Origin of the sequence: Acidilobus saccharovorans 345-15 (assembly GCF_000144915.1) — an archaeon.
GTDB lineage: Archaea > Thermoproteota > Thermoprotei_A > Sulfolobales > Acidilobaceae > Acidilobus > Acidilobus saccharovorans.
On sequence record NC_014374.1, the window covers coordinates 262788 to 281166 of the forward strand.

At 51.5% G+C, this 18379-nt stretch carries 20 protein-coding genes and 1 tRNA gene; 7 read left to right on the plus strand and 14 right to left on the minus strand.

Annotation, left to right across the window (positions count from 1 at the left end; all coding sequences use genetic code 11):
- Positions 1-3: 3 nt before the first annotated feature.
- The 3 genes from ASAC_RS01365 to ASAC_RS01375 form a co-directional block, all read right to left on the minus strand.
- The gene (locus ASAC_RS01365; protein ID WP_048812942.1) at positions 4-273 is read right to left on the minus strand and encodes a ferredoxin family protein; all 270 of its coding nucleotides are present in this window, start codon (positions 271-273) and stop codon (positions 4-6) included.
- A 32-nt stretch (positions 274-305) separates the two neighbouring features.
- Positions 306-1601: an FAD-dependent oxidoreductase gene (locus ASAC_RS01370; protein ID WP_238523634.1), complete on the minus strand. Its 1296-nt coding sequence runs from the start codon at positions 1599-1601 to the stop codon at positions 306-308.
- 174 nt (positions 1602-1775) lie between these two features.
- Positions 1776-2207 carry a translation initiation factor IF-2 subunit beta gene (locus tag ASAC_RS01375; RefSeq protein ID WP_238523619.1) on the minus strand — a complete coding sequence of 144 codons (432 nt, stop codon included), beginning with the start codon at positions 2205-2207 and terminating at the stop codon, positions 1776-1778.
- A 110-nt stretch (positions 2208-2317) separates the two neighbouring features.
- Between ASAC_RS01375 and ASAC_RS01380 the strand changes: the two genes are divergently transcribed.
- Both ASAC_RS01380 and serS read left to right on the plus strand, forming a co-directional pair.
- Positions 2318-2390, plus strand: a tRNA-Ala gene (locus ASAC_RS01380).
- 169 nt (positions 2391-2559) lie between these two features.
- A complete protein-coding gene (gene serS, locus ASAC_RS01385) occupies positions 2560-3939 on the plus strand; it encodes a serine--tRNA ligase (protein WP_013266188.1) in 1380 nt (459 codons plus the stop codon).
- 44 nt (positions 3940-3983) lie between these two features.
- Here serS and ASAC_RS01390 read toward each other — a convergent pair whose 3' ends face one another.
- Both ASAC_RS01390 and ASAC_RS01395 read right to left on the minus strand, forming a co-directional pair.
- Entirely contained in the window at positions 3984-5201 is a 1218-nt protein-coding gene (locus tag ASAC_RS01390; RefSeq protein WP_013266189.1) for an ABC transporter permease, read from the minus strand.
- On the minus strand, positions 5182-5976 hold the full coding sequence (locus ASAC_RS01395; protein ID WP_013266190.1) for an ABC transporter ATP-binding protein: 795 nt from the start codon (positions 5974-5976) through the stop codon (positions 5182-5184). The genes ASAC_RS01390 and ASAC_RS01395 overlap by 20 nt, the downstream gene beginning before the upstream one ends.
- A 73-nt stretch (positions 5977-6049) precedes the next feature.
- Here ASAC_RS01395 and ASAC_RS01400 point away from each other — a divergent pair, with 73 nt between their 5' ends.
- The gene (locus tag ASAC_RS01400) at positions 6050-6685 is read left to right on the plus strand and encodes a hypothetical protein (RefSeq protein ID WP_148217088.1); all 636 of its coding nucleotides are present in this window, start codon (positions 6050-6052) and stop codon (positions 6683-6685) included.
- Here the strand turns inward: ASAC_RS01400 and ASAC_RS01405 are convergent.
- The 4 genes from ASAC_RS01405 to coaBC all read right to left on the minus strand — a co-directional run bounded on the left by ASAC_RS01405 (position 6635) and on the right by coaBC (position 10505).
- Positions 6635-7435 (minus strand): 4-phosphopantoate--beta-alanine ligase, encoded by an 801-nt coding sequence (locus ASAC_RS01405; protein WP_013266191.1) that lies wholly within the window; start codon positions 7433-7435, stop codon positions 6635-6637. The two genes, ASAC_RS01400 and ASAC_RS01405, sit on opposite strands and share 51 nt — an antisense overlap.
- A gap of 4 nt (positions 7436-7439) precedes the next feature.
- Positions 7440-8279, minus strand: a complete 840-nt coding sequence (locus ASAC_RS01410) for a pantoate kinase (RefSeq protein ID WP_048812717.1) — start codon at positions 8277-8279, stop codon at positions 7440-7442.
- 37 nt (positions 8280-8316) lie between these two features.
- Positions 8317-9153 carry an NAD+ synthase gene (locus tag ASAC_RS01415; RefSeq protein WP_013266193.1) on the minus strand — a complete coding sequence of 279 codons (837 nt, stop codon included), beginning with the start codon at positions 9151-9153 and terminating at the stop codon, positions 8317-8319.
- A gap of 110 nt (positions 9154-9263) precedes the next feature.
- Positions 9264-10505 carry a bifunctional phosphopantothenoylcysteine decarboxylase/phosphopantothenate--cysteine ligase CoaBC gene (coaBC, locus tag ASAC_RS01420; protein WP_013266194.1) on the minus strand — a complete coding sequence of 414 codons (1242 nt, stop codon included), beginning with the start codon at positions 10503-10505 and terminating at the stop codon, positions 9264-9266.
- Between the two features lie 94 nt (positions 10506-10599).
- On the opposite strand from coaBC, the gene rimI reads away from it, so the two are divergent.
- Positions 10600-11190 carry a ribosomal protein S18-alanine N-acetyltransferase gene (rimI, locus tag ASAC_RS01425; protein WP_013266195.1) on the plus strand — a complete coding sequence of 197 codons (591 nt, stop codon included), beginning with the start codon at positions 10600-10602 and terminating at the stop codon, positions 11188-11190.
- A 135-nt stretch (positions 11191-11325) separates the two neighbouring features.
- Here rimI and ASAC_RS01430 read toward each other — a convergent pair whose 3' ends face one another.
- Positions 11326-11664: a hypothetical protein gene (locus ASAC_RS01430; RefSeq protein ID WP_148217089.1), complete on the minus strand. Its 339-nt coding sequence runs from the start codon at positions 11662-11664 to the stop codon at positions 11326-11328.
- Positions 11665-11922: 258 nt separating this feature from the next.
- Positions 11923-14337: an STT3 domain-containing protein gene (locus tag ASAC_RS01435; RefSeq protein ID WP_013266197.1), complete on the minus strand. Its 2415-nt coding sequence runs from the start codon at positions 14335-14337 to the stop codon at positions 11923-11925.
- A 137-nt stretch (positions 14338-14474) separates the two neighbouring features.
- Between ASAC_RS01435 and prf1 the strand changes: the two genes are divergently transcribed.
- Positions 14475-15605, plus strand: coding sequence for a peptide chain release factor aRF-1 (prf1, locus tag ASAC_RS01440; RefSeq protein ID WP_173072223.1), 1131 nt, complete (start codon positions 14475-14477; stop codon positions 15603-15605).
- Between the two features lie 20 nt (positions 15606-15625).
- On the opposite strand, the gene ASAC_RS01445 is transcribed toward prf1, so the two are convergent.
- Positions 15626-16138 (minus strand): nicotinamide-nucleotide adenylyltransferase, encoded by a 513-nt coding sequence (locus tag ASAC_RS01445; protein WP_013266199.1) that lies wholly within the window; start codon positions 16136-16138, stop codon positions 15626-15628.
- Between the two features lie 81 nt (positions 16139-16219).
- Here ASAC_RS01445 and ASAC_RS01450 point away from each other — a divergent pair, with 81 nt between their 5' ends.
- Both ASAC_RS01450 and ASAC_RS01455 read left to right on the plus strand, forming a co-directional pair.
- Complete coding sequence (locus ASAC_RS01450; RefSeq protein WP_013266200.1) at positions 16220-16852, plus strand: zinc metalloprotease; 633 nt, start codon at positions 16220-16222, stop codon at positions 16850-16852.
- Between the two features lie 114 nt (positions 16853-16966).
- Entirely contained in the window at positions 16967-17272 is a 306-nt protein-coding gene (locus ASAC_RS01455; RefSeq protein WP_013266201.1) for a hypothetical protein, read from the plus strand.
- Between the two features lie 99 nt (positions 17273-17371).
- Here the strand turns inward: ASAC_RS01455 and ASAC_RS07920 are convergent, their stop codons facing one another.
- Both ASAC_RS07920 and ASAC_RS01465 read right to left on the minus strand, forming a co-directional pair.
- Positions 17372-17764, minus strand: a complete 393-nt coding sequence (locus ASAC_RS07920) for a hypothetical protein (RefSeq protein ID WP_202965456.1) — start codon at positions 17762-17764, stop codon at positions 17372-17374.
- 154 nt (positions 17765-17918) lie between these two features.
- On the minus strand, positions 17919-18374 hold the full coding sequence (locus tag ASAC_RS01465; RefSeq protein WP_013266203.1) for a RecB-family nuclease: 456 nt from the start codon (positions 18372-18374) through the stop codon (positions 17919-17921).
- Positions 18375-18379: the final 5 nt, after the last annotated feature.

Sequence of the window (18379 nt, forward strand, 5' to 3'; positions counted from 1 at the left end):
CCCTCAAGTGAACCTAAAAATAATGCCATGACCACTCTTGGGATAGTTCCAAGTTATTGCATCCATGGGACAAATCACCCTGCAGGTACCGCACTCCACGCAGCCCTCGTAGCTGAAGACTATCCTGTCGCCGGCCAGAGTGTAGCAGCCTGCGGGACAGAGGTAAATGCATGGCTTGGCAGGGCACTTCTCGCACTTGGTATAGTCTACCACTATGTGAGGCTCCTCGTCGACGTTCCAGACGTCGCTCTGAAGTATGTCTTCCAGCTTCATGGGCTGAGGCTCCTGTTTGGCCTGTTGAGCGCTCATAAGGACCTCACCACCGAGAGAGTTAATGGCAAGAGGTTAAATAGGCCGATATTTTCGTTGTTAAGCACCGATATCAGAGCCTCGTAAGGCGTTGGAGTAGAGTAGTCCTGCTCGTAAAGCTCCCTGAAGAGGCCCAAGGCTATCCTAGGCAGCTTTGCAAAGAGCGCTGGGTCGTTCATCAGCATCTCCGCCGCCAGGTGCTTCTTGAGGTCTTTGTACACAAAGCTATTCTTGAGGTAAGTCTCGTAGACACTTATGTTGTCATAGGTGAAGCCTCCGTGGTCCCTGGCATATTTAACTGCTTCGGCGGCAAGCTTGCCGCTGTAGGCCGCAAAGTCGACACCGCGGTAATTTACGCCAGTACTTAAGAGCAGCCCGGCCGCGTCACCAACTACTAGAAGGCCTGGATAGGCAAACCTCTCAGGAGCGAACTTAAGCCCTCCCTCAATTGTTAGGTGGCCTCCGTACTCTGAAATTGTGGCGTCACGCCAAAGCCTCCTGAAAAATGGGTGAAGCCTAAAGCCCTCAACAAGTTCGTAAACGTGCTGGTTCAGAGAGCCAGCCTCTATGGCCTCTATGGCGTGCTTTAGGTGGAGAACCACGCCTATACTAACGGTTTCCTTGTTGGTGTATATGAAACCTCCCCCTGGGACACCCTTGGTTATGTCGCCCACCACGACCCAGGAAACGCCCTCGCTCGAGTCAATGCCAAATGAGGCCTCGAGCTGCGTGGCGCCAGTTCTAAGTATTTCCTTAACTCCAAGGGCCACGTGATCCGGTTTAAGCTTCTCTACGAGGCCGGCCCTCTCAAGCAGGAGCCTGTTAACGCCTTCTGCGTCTATAACTACATCAGCCTCTATGGTGTCAGAGCCGCTCCTCACCCCTACCGCTTTACCGTCTCTGAACGCTATTTCATCCACCGTTATCTCATTAACATAAAGGGCCCCCGCCTGCTCAGCCTTGCGCGCCATCCACGACGTGAGCTGAGGCAGGAAGGCTGTGAAGCTTTTGCCGGCAGGGCTTTTATACTCGACTGTGAAAACCTCATCGCCGTTAACCATGCTTATCCTCTCACGCGTGACCCACCTCTGTATAGGTGCCTCCTTGTCAAGCTCTGGCCAGACCTCTCTAAGGGGCTGCGCGTAAACCCTTCCACCGAAGAGCTCCTTCTCGCCCCCTCCCCTGCCTCGATCTATTAGAAGTGTCTTGAAGCCTTCCTTGGCTAAAGTATAAGCTGCCGCGGAGCCTGCCGGCCCTGCACCTATCACTACCACGTCGAACTTTGTGGGCACGGAGCTCAAAGCATAGGCACCATTACATCTGACTGTGAGCGTGCTTTAAAGTTTACTTTCAACTTGTGTATTAATTATCTATAACTTGAAAACCTAAGTTAACCTTAGTTACATTCAGCTAATATGTCCTTCTAAAACATCAAGCCTGAAGGCTCTATTGCCCTTGCGTCTCGCTTAGAATGGCTTTAGCGTCTGCTCCGCTCCGCAGGCCTCGCAAACCAGGATCCATACCTTGCCTCTCTTCTCTATGTGAGTATCTATACTTCCACAGGTGGGACACTTGACATAGCTCTTAACGAACATGTCGAGAAGTTGCTTGAGCACCTTGCTAGAGACCTTAACGCTCAGCACGAGCTGTCCAGAACCCTCCTCGTAGCTGCCCGCAGACGCCAGCTCCTTCATTAGATAACGTGAGACCATGTCAGGCTCCCTCTTTAATTTCTGTGAGATATCCCTGAAGTTCTTTATAATGGTCTGCGTCCCAACCCTTATTACTTGAGGTTCTGGCAGTTCAAAGGTCCCTGAACCGCTCTTTGGAGGTATCTTTTCATAAACTCTGCCAAGCAGCCACTCATAGTCCTTTAGCTTCTCTAGGTCCTCGCTCAAAGCTGCATCCCCGGCTATAGACTCTACAAAAGGATATAAGTTCATGGCCTACGCCCTTTGATAGGCCTTAAAGCCTTAAAATTGCCAAAGGTGACGCTGCCAGAGAGGGTGGGCCGGTAGCTCAGCTGGAAGAGCGCTCGGCTTGCACCCGAGAGGTCCCGGGTTCAAGTCCCGGCCGGTCCACCTACTTTTGAGACTTATATTACTCACGTTTCGTGACGCCGTCCACCACGGCGGAACTTAACTTAGCGGGTGCCAGCATTACAATTATCGATAGATAATCGTCATATACGGCTTTTAAGCCTTTGACTCACCATTAGGGCCAGAAGCTAGATCACGAGGGTGGTAGTAAATGCCATGGAGCATATTGAATCTTCTCAGGACAAACCCAGAAGCGCTTAGGGAGGTTGCCAGAAAGAGGCAGATCGATGTTAAGATAATAGACGAGGCTGTCCAGCTGGACGAGCAGTGGAGAAAGGTCCAAGCAGAGATAAATGAGCTAAGGCACCAGCATAATGTTATTAGCGCCGCCATTCCTAAGGCTAAGGGTGAGGAAAGGGAGAAGCTCCTGGCCCAGGCCAAGGAGCTCAGCAGAGAGCTCGAGGACGCGGAGAGGAGGCTGAGTGAGCTCGAAGCGAAGAGAGAGGAGGCTCTGTGGAGGCTGCCAAACGTAGTCCTCGATGACGTTCCTGTGGGCGGGGAGGAGGCCACAAGGCCAGTAAGATTCTGGGGCACCCCCAGGGTGTACCACGAGTACCTAGACGCCTTCAAAGCCCAGACGGAAGCCTATGGCTTTAATGTACCCTACGAGTTGATCGACTGGAAGCCCGTAGGGCACGCCGATATGCTCGAGAACGTCCTAAAGCTCGGCGATACTGAAAAGGCCTCCGAGGTCGCCGGCTCCAGGTTTTATTACCTCTTTGATGACTTGGTCTGGCTAGACTTCGCCCTGCTGCTTTACGCCATAGATAAGCTTACCTCTAAAGGTTACACCCTCGTGTTGCCACCCTACATGCTGAGATATAAGGTCATAAATAGCGTCATAGACCTGGCGACCTTCCAGGACGCCATTTATAAAATAGAGAATGACGACCTCTACCTGATAGCCACTGCAGAGCACTCACTGGCAGCAATGTATTATAATGAGGAGCTATATGATGACGAGCTCCCAAAGAAGTTTGTCGGCATAAGCCCCGCCTTCAGGCGCGAGGCCGGGGCCGCCAACAAGGACCTCAAAGGAATATTCAGGGTTCACCAGTTCCACAAGGTTGAGCAGTTCGTGTTCTCAAAGCCTGAGGAGAGCCAGAAGATACATGAAGAGCTTATATCAAATGCCGAGGGGCTGTTCCAGGGCCTGGGAATACCATACAGGGTTGTAAACATAGCCTCTGGCGACCTGGGCGCCTGCGCCGTCAAAAAATATGACCTAGAGGCCTGGATGCCCGCCCAGGGCAAGTACCGCGAAATGGTCAGCGCGAGCAACTGCACGGACTGGCAGGCTTATAGGCTTAACATAAGGTTAATAAGGAGAAAGGGCATGGAGAGGGGCGAGTACGTGCACACGCTGAACAGCACAGGAATAGCATCAACGAGAACTATTACGGCCATATTAGAGAACTTCCAGGAACCTGATGGAACAGTTATAATACCCAAGGTTCTTAGAAAGTACCTTGAGCCCTTTGACGCGGCCCCGAAGGATTTCATAAAGCCCAGGCCGCGTAAGGCCATTTAGCCTAAAGGGTAATTTTGTTGGAGCTCCTTACCTGGCTTGGCCTATTACCTTGAGGTAACCAACCTCTCTGGATTGAAAGCCTTGAGCGATAGGGCAACGAATAGCGCTGTGAAGGCCACCATTATTATTATGTCTAGGGCGGCCATTAAGTATTGGCCCACAACGTAATTTGAGAGCGCGAGGGAAGCCTCGGTGAACGGTATCGCCATGAGCGTGTACCTTATAGCTGTGGGCAGTGAGCCTACGTTGACGAACAACGCGCTAAAGTAGATCCCTAGCGCGACCATAAGCAAAGCATACGCGGAGGCCTGAGCGGCCCTGGCTGAAGGGCTCCTTAACACTATAGGCATTATAAATGATGACGTCATCAGCACTAGGACTGCTGAGTCCACCATGTTAAGCCCGAGCAGTGCCGGCGTTAGCCTGAGCCCTGCCGAGGACGCCAACATCAGGAAGTAAATAATGAAGCCCGCGCTGTCGGCGACCGCAATTGCGAGGCCCATCACGGCGGAGGAGAGCAGCTTGCCAACAAGCAGCGAGGTGCCGGACAGCGGAGACGCCAGGAGCACTTCAAGAGTCTTGCGCTCCTTCTCTCCAAGAAAGGCGTCAGTCATTAAGACCACCGCTGGGTTAACGACAAAGAACAGGGAAAACTGGAGTAGCCTCACGGTAAGCGACAGCTGAACCTGCTGAGCGCTCGCAGCCTTGCCTGAGGGCAATATGTAGCCAGTGGTTATTACTATTGGATTGAGAAGCCTCTCGGCGGAGATGTTGATACCGGCCATTCTTGCAAGGCTATCAACTCTGCTGTCAACCACCTGGGAGCTAAGCTGCGACACCACTGAGGAAATGATGTTACTCACCTCCTGGGCCGCGTAGCTGCCTACCATAACCCTCACGATGAGCGTCGCGACGCCGTCTACAGCAGTCAGGTTATTGTAGAAGCCCCGAGGTATAGTAATCTCTATGTCGTAGACCCGAGGGGGAGGCCCGCTAGACACTGTTAGATTGACCTTTAAGCCCTGTTGCTCAGAGGCATTAACTATGCTCTCGCCAAGCCACTCTGCTATTCCAAACGACTTCGTATCGTTGACCTGTATGTAAACTGTCGTTAACTGCGCTGAGCTGAGGCCTCCTGCAAGTAATGCCATTAATGGGAGCCCTACGAGGGGGACGATTATCATCAGAGCCAGGGCCCTGCGATCGCGCACCATGTCAAGGAGCTCCTTCCAGAGTACGGCCTTAATCTCCTCTATCCTCATAGGACTTCACCGCCTTAACGAACGCCTCCTCTAAGTTTTCGGCCCCGAAGGACTCCCGGGCCTCCTTTGGACTGCCGGCAAACAGGGACTTACCATAAGCCATGAACGTTACTCTGTCAGCTAAGTACTCGGCCTCAGCCATGTTGTGAGTGGCTATGACAAAAGTCACTCCTGTTCGTGAGAGGGATTTTATCATGGTCCTAACTTCATGGGCTGAGAAAACGTCTAGGCCGTTGGTTGGCTCGTCTAGCAATACTAACAAAGGCCTGTGCATAAGCGCCCTGGCTATCAGGAGCCTTCTCTTCATTCCATTGCTGTACTCGCCGGCCTTTCTCCTCAGGTCTCTATCACTTAGGCCAGCTATGTTAACGCCCACCTTCACCATTTCCTCAACCTCGCTGGGGTCCCTCGCATAGAGCCTGGCAAAGAACCTCAGGTACTCGTAGCCCGTGAGCCTCTCATATGGCGACGCGTCCTCAGGCACATAACCTATGTACCTGACCAGCTTACGCCATGAAGGCGCCGAGGGGTCTACCCCGAGAACCTTGAGAGAGCCTGAGTCCCTCCTTATAAGGCCTATTATTATCTTAAATAACGTGCTCTTGCCTGCGCCATTATGACCTGCTATTACGTGGACCTCTCCCCTCTTGACCTGTAAGTTAACTCCCCTCAGGGCGGGCGTCTTACCGAACCTCTTAGTCACTTCCAGGGCCTCAACCACGTTCTCATTATTGTCCAGAGGAAGCCCTGCAGGCCGGCCTAAGGCGGCTTCCACTGAAAACCACCGGCTCTTAGGTTAGGGTTGTGGATGCGGTAGTTAAATCGCTTCAGTAACAGTGGCGATTGGCATGGAGGGCGACGCCTCTAGCATGGAGGAGTTTCTGGCAAAGTACGGCGATAGGGGCTACTACGTCCTCAAATCAATGCTGGAGGCGTCGCTGAGAGGCGGGGCTAAGTTAGGTGACTTCAGCCTAAAGGACCTTAAGGACAAACTGACGGCCTATGGTCTTGACTATAACCCTGTTCCACTGCTTTATGCGCTGGAGAAGAACTATGGCATAATAAGAACCTCCTATAGGAGCAGCAACCAGCACTGGTGGGTTATATTAAGGAGGAGAGACGTCGAGGAGGCTATAGCTAAATATGAGGGGAAGCCCGTAGCTGAGAGCGAGGACTATAAGCTTAAGCTCCTTAAAATACAGTTCTACAGCCTTAACCCGCAGAGGCTTCTCATGGAGCTTAGGGCGGCCTCCAGGAGAGGCGACAAGAGCGCGGTGGCTAGGGAGGCCTTCACTACGCTTCCTCTCCTGGTGGAGTTCTTAGAGAAGGCCAAGTCACAATATCCTGACGAGCTCTCATCCGAGATAGGCCTTGCAGAAGAAATAATCAGGCTGGCAGAGGAGATAGTTACTCCCAGGTATGCGGGAACCCGTTCAAACGTTAACTTCGTCGCGGAACCCCAGGTCAATTATGATTCCCTTTGATGACGCGTACTCGAGCCTCTCAAGCATTGCCCTGAATGCCATACTAAGGGTCCTCCTGTTGCTGTAGCTGCTAACTATGTCCCTTAACTTATCTTTGCCCAAGCCCTTGAGCTCTTCAGCCATGCTTATCATATTCTTCGTGGCTCTTATGGCCTCGTCTACTATAGTTATTGAAGCCGCCTGGGCAGTCCTACTGAAGGGGTTGAGGTCTATGGCTATAACTACCTTGCCCATCCTTCTGAGCGCTTCCGTTCTATCGCCATCTTCTATTGCTACCAGAACAACGTCTGCCGAATATATTCCATCAACGCATACTATGCCCCTTGCACTCTCAAGGCCTGGTATGTGAGTCTTCTGGCACTCGCTTCCATAAACTCTCGTGGCTCCGTGCCTCTTCATGAAGTCCTCTATGACCTTTACCCTTTCCTCGGTCCTATGGAAGACGTTCACCTCTATTGGGGCATTTAGCTGCTCTGAGAGCTTCACTATATCGTCGGCTGCTAAGGCGGCGTAGTTGCCATTTACGGATATAATAGGTCTCTTGGCAAGTAGCATTGCGGCTACAGCTGTTCTCTCAGCTTCAAGGGCGAAGTCCAGGCTCTTCTCGCCAAGTATGTAGTCAAAGGCCTCCCCTCTGCCGTGGGATATCAGTCCCTGAGGGACCACTACGCCCTCCTTCATGGCATCCACTAGCTTCTGCCTTGTCACTAGCGACCAGTACCTTGGATGGCTTCTCGGTATGTCCTCCATGTGCTCACCTCAGGTAAGGACCTGCCTCCGAAGGGCTTAACTCCCTTATGTCGTAAGGGAGTCCCTTCCTAAGATAATCCACGGCGTCGCCTACGAGATCCCTCTCTATTATGAGGATCACCAGCCTCTTTTTTGTGTAATAGCCTAAGAGCCCTGGAACCTTAGTCACGTACTCGAAGTTCTGCGCGCCTAATATAGAGCTGGGAAGCCCCAGTTTGTCATTTAGCGCCCTCACGCTCTCTATGAACGCTTCAAGGCTCAGCTCCTCGTCAAGTTTCCTGAGCACGTTGGACGACTCCACGTAAAAGTCATCACCTAGTGATGAGAGCAGCGACTCTGTGCTCATCCCCCCAGCCTCTATGGAAAGCAGGGAAATGCTCCTAGGCAGATACAGGCAGTCCACTTGGCCTATGCCAGGGGGACCCGCCCTTCTCCTAAGCACTAGCCCCAGGCCACAGCTAATGGCCAGCACGTCCCCAAGTCCCGTCCTGTCCTGAACTTCAATTTCATGCGCCTGGACTAGGAGGGAGCCCAGGCTCTTGCCCTTGAGGTAAGACGCCAGGTGGGCTGCAGCCACCGCAGAGGCGCCGCTGGTCGCGTAACCAAAGCTCCAGGGGAGCGGGTTGGAGGACTTAACCTTCGATAAGTCGACGCCGTTGCTTTCAAGAAGTTTTGCGGCAGTTCCTGCAGGTTCCCCTGATAGCTTCAGGTCGTAACACAGCTCAAGACGGGGCTCCACAGCTATGCCTACGCCCACGGAGCCCGAGTCCCTTGGAGTGCTACCCCACACTGGGACAAAGGCAGCGGTAATGTGATGGGGCACTGAGACGCAGACGGGGGCCAACTTTGAAACACCTTTTACAAAAATATCTTTTCTTACATTATCGTGGCATGTATCTGACCACGCTCTCCAGCGAAGGTGAAGGGGGCAGCGACCTCTTGTGTTGAGTTGACTTGTTCAGCTGAAGCACCCTATTAATAATGTCCATGCTTACCCCGGTCGCTTCGGCGGCCTCTGACGGCGTCATCTTGAGGTCCTCGATGGCGTGTATGACTAGGTCAACCTGATCATAGCTAACTCCGAGCTCGCCCTCAGCCGTCTGTCCAGGCCAGAGCCGTGGGCTGCTCGGTTTGAACGCGACCTTCTCGGGCACCCCCAGCTTCAGTGCAAGCCTTCTGACCTGGCTCTTCAGAAGCGGCGCTATAGGCAGGAGGTCGACACCGCCATCACCATACTTAGTGAAGTACCCTAAGAAGGCCTCGCTTCTGTCTCCAGTGCCTAAGACTGCATAATTAAACTTATTAGCATAGTAGTAGAGCAGCGACATCCTGATCCTGGCCCTTAGGTTGCCAAGCGGAACCGTATCTGCAGGGTCATAAACTGGTATGGTTGACCTATAGGTCTCCACTATAGGGGCTATATCTATGATGTTATACTGCGTCCTAGCAATTTCAATTAGATGTTTTGCGTCATCAACATCCTCCTTTGGAGTTACGGTGGAGTCGTGCATAATTAACGCCATGACCTTCTCTGGACCTACGGCTTTAACTGCCGCAAAGTAAGTCGCCGCCGAGTCAACACCGCCACTAACGCCTATTACAAAGCCCTTAACGGAGGAGCTCTCCAGGAAGTCCTTTATAAAGGAGGTTATCGCGTCTATGGCCTTTTCGTAGTCTATATTAATTACATCATCTAACAAAATCCTCTTGGAATTCAAAGGCGCCCTCTGTTACATCTAGTGCGCTACACTTTTAAAGTTCCTTGAGTATCAGATCGATTTCGCGGTTTAGCTCACCTCTGATAGCGATGGCTAGGATTACGCCACGCTTAGCCGTTGCGTGACTTTATCTGTGACAACGCGATATCAAGTATCTTCCTGGCGAGCGACTCTTTCCTATCCAGGCCCAAGTCATAGATCCTACCTGTGCCCGTGTCAACCACAACAACCTTATCGTACTCGCTCGCAAAGCCATAAGTGCCTACATTAACTGGATTTGCAGCCACTAGCGTAGCACCGTACTTAGAGGCCTTTTCCATGGCTGAGCTTATGAGCTCCTTCTCCGTAGTTGCTACATCTGCTGCGAACGATATCAATACCTTAGGCTTCAATGTTATGGACTTTAGGGTCTTTGGCGCGGGCCTAAGGGTTATGGTATAACTCGAGTCGCTCTTGAGCTTGCCCTTGTAGGGGGCCTCAACCGTGAAGTCCAGAGGCGCCGCAGCGCCAACTATTATATCATAACTTCTTGAGGCGGTGAGCTCGCGCATTCTCTCCGCCATCTCCTCCGTCGTCTCAACATGATAGGAATTCACGAAGTGAGGTATTTTGACATCTACATGACCATATATTACGTCAACCTCCGCCCCCCTTGCGAAAGCGTCTATGGCTATCTCAACGCCCATCCTCCCGGAGCTGGGGTTAGATACGAACCTCACCGAGTCTATCCAGCTTCTGGTGGCCCCAGCCGTGACCAGCACCCTAAGGCCCTTCATATCGAAGCCCCTGAGGGCAAACGAAGTGAACGCGCGGGCCACCAGGTAGGGGTCCGGGTACTTAGCTACGGACTCGGCTTCAAGCGGCGGTATTACCAGCACCCCCATGCCCTTTAGCCTGCTCACGGCGTCTTGATATTGGGGGCTCCTTTCCATGCCTTCATGCATTGCAGGGACTACAGCGACGGGCCTTCCGTAACCCATCATTGTTATTGCAGTGAGCACCACTGGGTTGTCAGCTATGCCTAACGCGAGCTTAGTTATAGATGAATACGTCGCAGGGGCCAAAAGCATAGCTGAGCAGCTGTGAGCCATCTCTACATGCTCTATATCGCCGCTTATCGCAACTACAGGTCTATTTCCTGTGGCCCAGTGAAAGAGCTTCGGACTAACCAGGTCAGCCGCGGCCCTAGTCATTATGACATGAACTTCAGCTCCCCTTCTCATGAGGGCCCTTGCCGTGTCAAGCGACCTATATATCGAAGCGCTGGCTGTCACGCCTAAGGCTATGCAGTGTCCTGCGAGTTCCTTTGACGTTGACCCTGTTATGTCAAGTGAGGGGTGCCTGAAGCTCAATGCCTAGCCCAACGGTCCTCTCTGAACAACTGTAATTTAAAGTTAAGAGCCGTTTATTAACCTTACAAAGTCACAGGCTCCCAGGCGCCCTGAAGTGAAAGCGGAGGAGCAGGAGGGCAGTGAAGGCTTTCCTTTTATTATAAGAAGGGCGAGGGAGGAGGACATAGATCAGGTAATGGAGGTTAACCTAGCAAGCCTTCCCGAAAACTACTGGTACAGCTTCTATGTTTACGTGCTTAACGAGTGGGGAGACGCCTTCCTAGTAGCCGAGCACCAGGGCAAAATTATAGGCTACATTATGAACAGGGTCGAAGAGACCCACGACAAGGTTCTTATGGGCCTTGAAAACGAGCTGACAGAAAGGCCAGGAAAAAGCGAGGGCCTGTTGGACGCCATTAGGAGGAGGTTTTCGGAGTCCGCTAAGGTAGGTCACGTGATTTCCATAGCTGTTCTAGCTGAGTATAGACGGAAAGGCGTTGGGTCGGCCCTTATGCAAGAAGCTATAAATGTGCTCAAATCAAAGTATGACGTAGACGCTATATACCTTGAGGTCAGGGTCTCGAATACCCCCGCCATAAACCTCTACGAGAAGTTCGGCTTTGAAAAAGTCAGGATAATCAAAGGCTACTATAGGGATGGTGAGGACGCTTACGTAATGGTGAAGCGGCTAAAGCCTGTACAATAGGCCTCTAAGCCAATTGAGACCAGGACTTCCATTCACGACTCTAAATGTTTACCTTATAGTCCTGTTACGTATACCGTAACCCTCTGGCAGCGGGCTCTCGCCCGTATGGCCATTTAGCGAGCCTTGGAAAAGGCGTTATTGCTGCGATGCTAGGGTGTTGGCGCTTCCTCTGCTCTTGGCGACCATCTCTGCCTCTTTAATAACCTTTTTAGCCTCTTCCTCTATCGACGTTAGGTCCTTCTCACTAAACTCTTCTGGCAGCGATGGCTCTATGTTCATCCATGCCCTGGAGAGGCTCTCCTCGGCGCCCGATATTTCCTCCTCAATTCTTGGGTCGAGGTAGCTGTACTCCTGCATAACCTTCTTCACTACGTTCATAACTGTGGCCACCTCCCTCCAGTTGACTAAGCCCACTGTAATTAGAGTCTGTACCTTCAACAGGGCCCACTCAAGCAGCCAGTCGAGCGCGTTCAAGGTATCCTCCATTTGTTTAAGCTCATTTTCCTTTGAGTAAGCCCTTAGCCTTACCATGCTGTTCCGAACGCTCTTCCTCGCATTGATTAGATACATCTGAGCCTTTACTAAGTCATCCAGTACTTGTCGTCTTGAGTCCGTGGGCTGCGATTTCTTTCCAAATAGCCTTGGCAAATTAGCAGCACCTAAGAGTATGTTGTGATCAAAAGTTAAATTGATTTGGGGTCAAAGGCCGAAGGGCCCAAGTGGCGTTCGGGCTTAAATGACGCCCGTCCACCTATAAAGGAATACAACGACGCTGTAGAAGTACGTCACGTTGGAGCCTGCCGGGCTCCATGCATATGGCACTGAAATGAACACCTTGGCCGGCTGGTAGTACGGCAGCGGGCTAGGGGGAGTTATGGGTTCTGGCACTATGGAGCCCGTGAGCGGATCGACGTATTGCACCCCGGCAGGCACGAACGAAGTTACATTAGTGAGGAACTTCGCGCCTGTTCCAAAGTAGCCGTACTTGTTTAACACGCTGATGCCATACATCATGAGATCGTATATGGTGGTGTGGAGGGTTAAACTAACGTTGGAGCTCGGACCTCCAACAAACGCTGGGAACTGGTAGAATTCGTAATTACTCTCAGTAGTTACTGAGGTGTAGTTAGAGAAGAAGGGGCTGTCAGCATACGGGTTAACTCTAAGGGCTATCCTTAACATTTGGTAAGATTTAGCAATATCACCGAGCCCGTAAGTTATGGCATAAACTCCTGCCTGAGGATTAACGGGGTATACGTTAGGGTATGGGAACATTATCACGCTGTGGGTGCTATTATCATAGATACCAATGAATATATCATAAGTTATTAGGTATGTATCGTTTGGCGCCAGCCTCATCATTTCAAGGTAGACAGGGCTCTGGTTCACTGGAGCAGTGAACACGTTAGCCACCAGCCCTATCTGAGTTCCGTTAATTGTAGAGCCGTCAACTACTGTTGTCCTGTTGCCTAACGCTGCTATCCAGTAGCCATAGTCCCACCACGACACTACTATGGACTTCTTTGACGTGTTATACTTGATGTAGTTAAGGGCTGCAATCCAGGCATTGTTAAGGGGTACTATGACTCTGCTAGTACCATTGGAGGTGGGCACTGAAAGCGCCGTCAGCCAGCCGGTGGTCACTGCCGGCGCGTCCAGTTTCAGCGCAGCGTAATCCTCAGGAATGTAATAAGCCGCGAACCCAAGGATAATTATGGCCAGTATGACCCCTACTGCAAGTGCAGCTGGCTCCCTCTTATAGTAGGTGCGCCTTGTCTTCTTGTCGAAGTAGCTTACGTGCATGGACGTTAGAGCCCCTATGGAGGTTCCTGCTGAGAGCGCCAGGAAAAATGCGGCTGAAGGTATGAAGTAGGCCTCATTTATGCTGGCCACCATAAAGAGCACGCCAAGCGCCAAGAACGCAACCCTTAAGGTATCGGTGCTGCTTAGCCTCTCACGCCTTGCAACAACGTCATAAATGAGCACTATTAATCCTATAAGCGTCACGAAGAAGACGGGCCCATATTCGGCCATTGCCTCTGAGAACGGTATGGGCATATACTCCTGCACGGTAAGCGGCACAACGCCCGTTAGTGGCCTTATTCCGAGCGCTAGCAGCACCCTTGAGGGCAATGATATTATGCCCGACATTGCAGCTGCCGCAAGAAGCCCCACGCCTAGGATTATGACCCACAGATGCATCTTCCTCGTAAACGTGCTCGTGAGGTGCAGCCTTTCAAGGTGCAGCTTTTCAACGTTAGCCTCTAAGAAGTAAACTGCGAGAACTGCCAAAAGGGCGAGGCCTAGGCTGTGGTAGACGTAAGTGGGCCCTACTGCAGGGGACGTTGAAAGCACTGCCAGGTAGCCTACTGCCGCGGCCAGATGCTTATAGAACCTGTCCATGGTGGGGCTTACGATGAAGGGGTCCAGCAGCACTATAACCGCCAGTATTAGTGCAACGTATTCATAGCCTCCCCATAGCCACGCGAGGGAGCCTCCTACTATGCCTCCTACCAGCGCAGCCACGAGGGACCTATTCCTCGAAGTGGAAGTGTAAGCTACGGCGAGGAAGTACAGCGAGAGCGCTATAATTCCAAGGCCTGAGACCTGTTTGCCCGGATACGTTGCAAAGGACTTGTCAAGCACTATAGCGGGGTAGAAGGCGTAGACAGACGCCGCAGTTATTGCTCCCAGCTTTGACCTGGTGGCCCTGTAGACTGCCATGTACGTGGCCGCTATTCCTATCACGGCAAATATGACCGGCAGAAGGCCCTCGGCCTCTATTATAAAGGCTTGGCCCTTGCCCAGGAGCTTAGTCATGAACGCCGAGAGCCACGGAATGCCAAGGTACTCCGTCTTCAGGAAGTTCCTCCCCCAGGGATACCAGAACGTGCCAACGTGAGACAGCTGGGAAAGGCCGCCCAGGTCGTGGACGTAGAAGTAATTAGCTAGCCAATAAAATATCCAAGGGTCGTTACCGTTGACGTACTTAAAGCCGTAGATTAGACCTGGCAAGAGCCTTATGTAGGTGCTAACCGCTATCATAGCCAACAGAACAGCCAATGATATAGGGAACGAAAACCTCTCTATGATATCCATGAAGGACTCTTCGCCATGGGTCCTTGGGCCACTGTCCCTTCTAGACATTACGCTACCCGAAGCGCTTTGCAGGTGCAAGCACTATATACTTTACCCACCCACGTTTGAATAATATAAAAAGAAATAAAGTAAATAATAGGAAAGGCCTTATAGGCTCTGCCTTAACTCTAAACCGGAAAGGGACCATGAGCGAGGACTTAGAGAAGAAGCTGTTGGTAGACAAGCGAACGCTCAAGGAAGTTATAAATGAGCTTAAGCAGTGGAGCGCCCCGGCCACTGTGCTGTTGAGCCTCTACGTCCCTCCTGGGAGGCCCATAAGCGACGTGACCCAGATGCTTAGGGAGGAGCTCTCCCTGGCTGATAACATTAAGCTTAAGCGAACTCGAAACGCTGTGAAGAGGGCTATCGCGGCCGCCATAGACAGGCTCTCCATGATACCTAAGGTTCCTCCTAATGGCCTTGTGGCATTCTGTGGCGAGAACCTAGACAACGGGGACTTCAAGTGCTACGTCTTCAGCCCGCCTGAGAAAGTCCCTGTCTTTTACTACAGGACCGACAAGAGGTTCATAACAGAGATTCTAGAGGATATGATAGAGAATGAGGACTCCGTCGGAGTCATAATAGTGGAGAGGGACCACGCTACCATAGGCCTAATCAAGGGGTCAAGGATACAGGTACTGGAGGAGCTCGAGGATTTTATACCTGGAAAACATATGATGGGAGGACAGAGCCAGAGGAGATATGACAGAATTATAGAGCAGATGGTCGACGACTTCATGAAGAAGGTGGGCGAGAGGGCTAACGAGTACCTCCTGCCAATATATGAGGCTGGCAAGCTTAAGGCCATCATAGTTGCCGGGCCTGGGTACGCCAAGTCCGACTTCATTAAGTCTGGGTACCTTGACTATAGGCTTCAGAAGATAGTAGACCCACATCTAATCGACGTTTCTTACCAGGGTGAGGAGGGCATAAGGGAAGCCTTAGAGAAGGCCGATGATGTAGTTCAACTGTCCCTTTATAGGGAGACAATGAATGCCTTCGAAAACTTTAAGCTTCACTTGGCTAAGGGAACAGGTTTAGCCATATATGGTCCCGATGACTTAGAGAGGGCCCTTGATATGGGCGCAGTGGCTGTTCTTCTCGTACATGAGGATAGGCAGGATGTTGACAAGTGGAAGGAGAGAGCAGAGTCTATGGGAGCGAAGGTTTACATAATACCTGAGTCTCTGCCCGAGTCCGAGTGGTTTCTTAAGACATTTGATGGCCTGGCCGGGATACTGAGATACAAAGTGGACCTCTCTTCACAGCAGGGCTAGGCCGCTTTCAGCGTCAGCCCTCAGTCCTCGGAGGATATCTTTCGTATTCTGTCAACACCCCCTATCTCCTCTATGAACTTTGCTACGGAGGGCGTGACGTATTCCTTCCACTTAGGGTCGCCGCGAGCTATCATCGCACGTATTCTCTCGCCCCTCCACTCCTCGCGATTGAAGGTAGGTGGGCTTATGACCTCTATGCCAGCGTCCGAGAACGCCTTGCCTATGACTGGGTTTCTAGTCATTATTGCCTTAACCTTAGGCACGTAGGACAGCACATAATAAGCGCACCCGATGCTCACCTCCAGGGTCTCTATGGTAGCAGTAACTATCCTGTCGAGGCTTATGTTCTCGTCCTTAGCTGAGAGCCTTGCCATCTCGATCCTTTCGCCAGCAGTAAAGGGATTCCTTACAGTGTAGTTCTCTGAGGCCATGCCAACTAGTATTACTACTTCGTCGAAGCCCTGCGATAATGCCCACTTAACGAGGCTCACATGACCCCTGTGGAAGGGCTGGAACCTCCCGTAAAGCAACACCCGCTCCGTCAAAGCTCGCCCTCTGATGGTTGGGCGAAAGAACTAAAATAAGCTCCGCTTCATGTTTAAGAGGGCATTGAAGTGCGTCCATGGAGAAGGCCATGGTACTACGCTGAGGTGGACGAGCCTTACTCATGGATAATTGGAATCCTAGCAGTACTTGTAGCCATGGCGGGCGTTCAAGCCTTCAGATTAAGCACATACACGTCCGTTTATAGCTACGTAGTGGGAGGAGTAGTCATTGGTATGGTCGTCCACGAACTCATGCACAGAAACGTGGCGCGCCGTTATGGCATGAGGTCAAGTTACGTCATTAATTGGCTAGGGGTCATAGTCACGTTAGTCACAGCTATTCTCCCCATAAAGCTCATAGCGCCGGGCTACACTCGCGTCTATAGCCGCGGCTTCGAAGAGGACAGAAGGGGCATCCTGTACTCAGTGGCCGCGGGCCCCATGAGCAATATAGTCATGGCCTTAGCGGCTCTCATAGCCGGAGCGCTGGTGAGAGCCCTGGTGTCTAGTGTGTTTGCCGCGTCGTTTACTTCCACGTGGCTTATAGGTTTCTCGAACATAAACTCCTATCTGGCCTTCTTCAACCTGTTGCCCATACCGCCGTTAGATGGATACAAAATCTTTAGGTTAAGCCTAGAGCTGTGGATAATAATGTTTATAGTGTCTATAGCTTTCTTTGCCGCAACTTTGATGCTCCTCTGAAGTCAGAGGGTTGTCATCAAAGCAGTTTGTATAGGAGCCACTAAGTATTTTCTGGACTGTATATGAAGGTTTTTACTTTCCTGCCTGCTACTGTGAGTCTCGTGGTGAGGCTTTGTGTCGCTTACACCTGATGAAAGAGAGCCCGACAAGGAGGACGGCAAGAGGCGGTGGGTCATAAAGATGATCAAGAGCGCCAAGAGCCAGCACAAACTATGTCCATACTACGATAAGAAGACGCAGATATGCTTCCTCATGGTTACCATGAACAACCAGCAGGGCAAGTGTGACCGTGAGGGTAGATTTGATGGATGCCCCATGTTCACCAACTTCCTAGAGAGAGTCTATGACGACTATACTGCAAAGAAGAAGGTTCTGCCGAACAGCTTTCAAGATATAGTGTGGGGCATAACATCTATTTGACGTTCTGTGCGTGCCTGCACATAAATTACGTGAGGCTCGCTCATCTACGGCATAAAATATATTGGGGACCCAAGTCTTGGCTATCCCTGAACTTAGCGATCACATAGAGTCGTCTAGGTTATCAGACGCCTCGCCGATCTCCGAGCTCTCTCCGCTCTCATCGCTCCAGTACTCGCCCTCGGCCTCCAGAAGCTCAGTAAGGTAGAAGTAGCCCTGTTTGTCCATGGTTACAATATCGTTCCGTAGCAGCTCGTTCAGCGCGTATCTTATCTTGTCCTCACTGGCTAGGCCTGAGAGATACCTATGGAAATCCTTCACGGACATCCTACCATTACGACGAAGAAGATTAACTAGGATCTCTTTGAGCTCCTCCTCATTAGGCGCTGTATAAACAATAACATCACCATCTTCATATATCCTAGAAAGGGCGTCAGTTATCGAGACCTCGCTTACTTGCGAGCCGTCCTTCCCATCGCCCTTCCCATCATTCATATTAATTTTCACCTGCAGATTGTAGGTAGCTGAAACCTAAAAGTTAAAGTGTTTCCTAGAGTAGAGGGAAATTAGTTAAACTGCGATTAAGTAACATAAAAGATAAACTTAATACACAAACTCCATAAAGGCCTGCAATTCATATAACGAGGCTTTACCTTAGGATCCCATAAAGCAGCAGCGAGGCCTCTGCAGTGCTCCCAGCCCTGTAGGACAGGCCCTTTATGTAGATCGGCTTGCCAAGGGAGAGCTCCTGTGGGCTGAAAGGAGCGTCAGAGCCGTTAAACACAAGCATCAGTGGGCTGTTTGAGCCTGCAGTGAAGTCCCCCGAGAGTGGGTCGACGAGCTCCGCGGCGTGCTCCTTATCTACTAAAAACACCTGCGTGCCGTCGTAAGTCTCCACGGCGTCCTTAAGCTCAGGTAACACGACCAAGCCCTTGCCGGCCTTGAGCAGAAGCCTAAAGGCCTCAGCAATGCCTGACTGCGCCGCGGCCCCATAAACTTTGGTCGCCACCAGGAGATCTATGTTCATACTGAGCACTATCCTGGCCATGTCAACTAGCCTCTGAACGCTTGAGGTGTTATGAATGACTGGTATGACCTTCCTCAATCTCT